Source organism: Sedimentitalea arenosa (genome assembly GCF_016428585.1).
GTDB classification, from domain to species: Bacteria; Pseudomonadota; Alphaproteobacteria; order Rhodobacterales; family Rhodobacteraceae; genus Sedimentitalea; species Sedimentitalea arenosa.
In genome coordinates this window covers 1-3,910 of sequence record NZ_JAELVR010000020.1, presented here as the reverse complement: position 1 = coordinate 3,910, position 3,910 = coordinate 1, and the positions used below count along the sequence as shown (strand labels likewise).

General features: G+C 67.0%; 3 protein-coding genes. All 3 read right to left on the bottom strand.

Annotation, left to right across the window (positions count from 1 at the left end):
- Nucleotides 1-6: 6 nt before the first annotated feature.
- The gene (locus JF290_RS19360) at nt 7-795 is read right to left on the bottom strand and encodes an FAD binding domain-containing protein (protein WP_199026547.1); all 789 of its coding nucleotides are present in this window, start codon (nt 793-795) and stop codon (nt 7-9) included.
- Between the two features lie 93 nt (nt 796-888).
- Nucleotides 889-3,252: a xanthine dehydrogenase family protein molybdopterin-binding subunit gene (locus JF290_RS19355; protein WP_199026546.1), complete on the bottom strand. Its 2,364-nt coding sequence runs from the start codon at nt 3,250-3,252 to the stop codon at nt 889-891.
- 181 nt (nt 3,253-3,433) lie between these two features.
- On the bottom strand, nt 3,434-3,910 hold a 477-nt coding region (locus tag JF290_RS19350; RefSeq protein ID WP_425503974.1), incomplete at its 5' end, for a (2Fe-2S)-binding protein.

Here is a 3,910-nt window from a genome sequence, read left to right as displayed (position 1 = left end):
CCGCGCTCACGAGATATTTTTGACGGCGCGTTGTGTCATGACTTTGACGATATGTGCGCGGTAGTCCTTGGTGCCGTGCAGGTCGGCGATCATGGTGTCGGGCGCGATGGCGAGGCCGGTGAGCGCGTCGGGCCGGAACTCCTTGGTCAGCGCCTCCTCGGCTTCGCTCCAGCGGAACACGCCATCCTCGCTGGCGCCGGTCACCGCGACGCGCACGCCGCTGTCGAACCGCGCCAGGAACACCCCCACGAGGGCGAAGCGCGACGCCGGCTGCTCGAACTTCTGATAGCTCGCCGCCGCGGGCACCGGGAAGCGCACCGAGGTGATGATCTCGCCCTCGTGCAGTGCCGTCGTGAACATGCCCTGGAAATAGTCGTCCGCCGCGATCTCGCGCGTGTTGGTCACGATCGTCGCGCCCGAGGCGAGCGCCGCCGACGGATAACAGGCCGCCGGGTCGTTGTTGGCCAAGGATCCGCCGATGGTGCCGCGGTTCCTCACCGCCGGATCGCCGATATTGCCCGCCAGCGCCGCCAGCGCCGGATAGGCGTCAGCCACCTCGCGCGCCACCTCGGCATGCACCGTGCCGCCGCCGACGGTCACCACGCCATCCGCGACCGTCACCCCCTTGATCTCGGCGATCCCCGCCAGGCTCACCAGCCGCGACGGGCTCGCCAGCCGCTGCTTCAGCGTCGGGATCAGCGTCTGACCGCCCCCCAGCGCCATCGCCTCTTCGACCTGCAACGCGGCGACCGCATCGGCCACGCTGCCCGGCTTGTCCACTTCGAAACTGTACATCCTCAGTCCTCCCGGAAAAGGCATCGCCTCTTCATCTTTGTGCAAATACTTTGGGGGTGCAGGGGGGTACCCCCCTGCCCGGCCCCGCTCGGATCACCCGTTCATCGCCGCCCAGACCCGGGCCGGGCTCAGCGGCATGTCGATATGGGTCACGTCCCTGCCCGCCGATTGCAGCGCATCCACCACCGCGTTCACCACCGATGGCGGGCTGCCGATCGCCCCGGCCTCGCCACAGCCCTTCACCCCCAGGGGGTTGTGGGTGCAGGGCGTGACGCAGGAATGATCCACCGTGAACATCGGCAAGTCGTCCGCCCGCGGCATCGCGTAGTCCATGTAGGAGGCCGACAGCAGCTGCCCGTTCTCGTCATAGACACAGCCTTCCAGCAAGGCCTGCCCGATCCCCTGCGCCAACCCGCCATGGACCTGGCCCGACACGATCATCGGGTTGACCACGTTGCCGAAATCGTCCGCGGCAGACATCCGCTCGATGGTGACGCGCCCGGTCTCCGGATCCACCTCGACCTCGCAGGCATAGGCACCCGACGGATAGGTGAAGTTGCTCGGATCGTAGAACGCCGTCTCCTCCAGCCCCGGCTCGATATCCTCCAGCGGATAGTTGTGCGGCACATAGGCCGCCAGCGTCACGTCGCCCCAGGCCACCGACTTGTCGGTCCCCGCGACGGAGAACGCCCCGTCCTTCAGCTCGATGTCGCTCTCGGACGCCTCCATCAGGTGCGCCGCGATCCGCTTGGCCTTGTTGATGATCTTCTCGGTCGCCCGCACGATCGCGCTGCCCCCCACCGCGAGAGAGCGCGACCCGTAGGTGCCCATCCCCATCGGCGTGTTGGCCGTGTCCCCGTGCACGATCTCGACCATGCTCTCGTCGATCCCGATCATCTCGGCGATGACCTGCGGGAACGCCGTCTCGTGGCCCTGCCCGTGGGAATGGCTGCCGGTCATCACCACCAGCCCGCCGGTCGCGTTGACCCGCACCGTGGCGCTCTCGTAAAGCCCGGCGCGCGCACCGAGCTGCCCCACCAGGTTGCTGGGCGCGATGCCGCAGGCCTCGATGTAACAGTTCACGCCCAGGCCCCGCAGCTTGCCGCGCGCCTCGCTCTCCTTGCGCCGCGCCGCGAACCCGTCGAGATCGCCGATCTCGATCAGCTTGTCCATCGTCGCGTTGTAATCGCCGGTGTCGTATTCCACCGCCACCGGGGTCGCATAGGGGAACTCGGTGATGAAGTTCTGCCGCCTGAGCGCGATCGGGTCGACACCAAGCTCGCGCGCCGCCTTGTCGATCACCCGCTCAAGCTGGAACGTCGCCTCCGGCCGCCCGGCGCCGCGATAGGCATCGACCGGCACCGTGTTGGTGAACACCGCCTTCACGTTCACGTAGATCAGCGGCGTCTTGTAGTTGCCCGCCATCAGCGTGCCATGCAGCCAGGTCGGCACGGACGGCGCGAAGGTGCTCAGATACGCGCCCATGTTGGCATGCGTATCCGTGCGCAGCGCCACGAAATTGTTGTCCTTGTCCAGCGCCAGCTCGATCTTCGTCACGTGATCGCGCCCATGCGCGTCGGACATGAACGCCTCGCTGCGCGAACTGGTCCACTTGACCGGCCGGTTCACCGCCTTGGCCGCGAAGGTGCAGAACGCCTCCTCCGCGTAATGGAAGATCTTGGTGCCGAACCCGCCGCCCACATCGGGTGCCACCACCCGCAGCTTGTGCTCGGGAATGCCCAGCACGAAGGCCCCCATCAACAGCCGGATCACATGCGGGTTCTGGGAGGTGGTATAGAGCGTGTGATCCCCGGTGCCCCGGTTGTAATCCCCGACCGCCACCCGCGGCTCCATCGGGTTGGCGACCATGCGCTGGTTGACCAGCTCCAGCGTCGTCACATGCGCCGCCCCCTTGATCGCCGCGTCCACCGCCTCGCGGTTCTCCTCGACGAAGCCCCAATCATAGCAGAGGTTGCTCTCAAGGTCGTCATGCACCTTGGGTGCGCCATCCTGCAACGCCGCCTTCATGTCGACCACCGCGGGCAGCTCCTCGATGTCCAGCTCGATCGCCTCGGCCGCGTCGCGCGCCTGCTCGTAGGTCTCGGCCACCACCGCCGCGATCGGGTCGCCCACGTGGCGCACCTTGCCCTGCGCCAGCACCGGATGGCCCGGCTCCTGCATCGGCTGCCCGTGCCGGTCGGTCACCTGCCAGCCGCAGGGCAAACCGCCCACGCCCTCGAAATCCGCCCCGGTGAAGACCCGCAGCACCCCGGGCATCGCCGCCGCCGCCGCCGTATCCACCTTGGTCAACCGGCCATGCGCCACATCCGAACGCAGGAAATGCACATAGGCCTGGCCGTTGAGATTGATGTCGTCGGTGTAATTGCCCGTCCCGCTCAGAAACCGCACATCCTCGCGCCGCTTCGGGCTGGCCCCGATCCCGTGATCCTTCGGCATGGTCTCAATTCCTCCCTTGGGATGGCAGGGTCCCGCCCCGCCTTGTTCCGTTCCGGCAGCCACAGCCGCCCGTTACCTGCAAACCGACTCCCGCGTGGCCGCGCCCCGCATCCCGGCCCCCTCTTCATCTTCGCGACAAATACTCCGGGGGTCCGGGGGCAGCGCCCCCGGGAGAGCGGCGTCACTCCGCCGCCAGCGCCGGAACCTCCTGCCCCGACGCCGCCAGGATCGCCCTGACGATGTTGTGATAGCCCGTGCAGCGGCAGATGTTGCCCTCCAGGTAATCCCGGATCTCCGCCTCGCTCGGCTTCGGGTTCTCCTTCAGCAGCGCCGCCGCCGACATCACCATCCCCGGCGTGCAGAACCCGCACTGCAAGCCATGATGATCCTGAAACGCCTGCTGAATCGCGTTCAGCGTCCCGTCCGGCGCCGCCTGACCCTCGATCGTCGCCACCTCGCACCCGTCCGCCTCAACCGCGAACATCGTGCAAGACTTCACCGCAACACCGTCCACATGCACAACGCACGCCCCGCATTGCGACGTGTCACACCCGACATGCGTCCCCGTCAACCCCAACCGATCCCGCAAAAAACCAGACAACAACGTCCGACCCTCAACATCACCAACACAATCAATACCATTCACATTCATCTTGAC